This is a genomic window from Priestia sp. P5_B4, from assembly GCF_056400385.1.
On the sequence record NZ_JBFULJ010001063.1, the window covers coordinates 1 to 1,169 of the forward strand.

Below are 1,169 nucleotides of genomic sequence, written 5' to 3' on the forward strand. Positions count from 1 at the left end.
AGATATTATGATGCCGCAGATGAATGGAATCGATGCTGCTTTTAAAATACGTGAAGAAAAAAACATGCCCATTATTATGCTGTCGGCTAAGTCAGAAGATATGGACAAGATTTCTGGGTTAACAGCAGGCGCAGATGATTACTTAACAAAACCATTTAATCCTCTCGAGCTCATCGCACGAGTAAAATCACAAATTAGACGCTATAAAAAATACAATGAACGTGCTGAGCGCGATATTAGTCAAATTGGCGATTTGGAAATTAACCGCAGCACCCGGCTTGTCTTTGTGCGCGGCCAAGAGATTCGTTTAACACCAAAAGAGTTTGATATTTTAGAGCTGCTGGTACGCCACAAAGGAACGGTGATGAGTATGGGGAAAATATATGAAGCCGTATGGCAAGAAGATGCGTTTAAATCGGATAATACCGTAATGGTTCATATTACAAAAATTCGCGAAAAAATTGAGGATAATCCGAAAAAGCCAATTTATATTAAAACCATATGGGGCGTAGGATACAGAATATGAGAAGAATAAGTGTAAAGCTTCTTTTTGCTATCATTATAAGTTTTTTGGCTACCAATTWAATTTTTATTTTAATTGCTAGGCTTGTTTTGAGCAGGTATATACAAGAAGAGAAAATGAATGTCCCTGCATATAATGTATTGGCGTTTGGACTTTTCTTTATCGCCGTTGTGGTCTTTGTTTTTGTTTTTTTAGCACTTATTCGTTCTCATATTCGTTATCTGAAAGAAATCTCTAAACAAGTTCAAAAAATTTCAAATGGAGATTTAGGCGCAACCATCCATGTACGAGGAAAAGATGAACTGGCTGAATTAAGTCAAAACATTAACAAAATGTCTGCGCAGCTTCGTACAAAATTTGATCGTGAACGAGAGCTGGAGCAAACAAAAAATCAGCTAATATCCAGTGTATCTCACGATTTGCGTACGCCGTTAACATCCATCGTTGGGTACCTAGATTTAATCAAAAAAAGAGAAAATATGGATGATGAAACATTATATAGCTACTTATATATTGTTGATTCAAAAGCAAAATACTTAACTGATTTAATAGAAGAATTGTTCGACTATACAAAATTAACGAGTCCTGATCTTCAGCTTCAACGAAATGAGGTCGATATGAAACGTTTGCTTCAACAGGTAATAGG

Annotated in this window: 2 protein-coding genes; both read left to right on the forward strand. The window is 35.9% G+C overall.

What is annotated here, in order from left to right:
* On the forward strand, positions 1–526 hold a 526-nt coding region (locus AC1DRF_RS28790; protein WP_477742412.1), incomplete at its 5' end, for a response regulator transcription factor.
* Positions 523–1,169: sensor histidine kinase (locus tag AC1DRF_RS28795; RefSeq protein ID WP_477742413.1), on the forward strand; the 647-nt coding region annotated here is incomplete at its 3' end. The genes AC1DRF_RS28790 and AC1DRF_RS28795, both read left to right, overlap by 4 nt.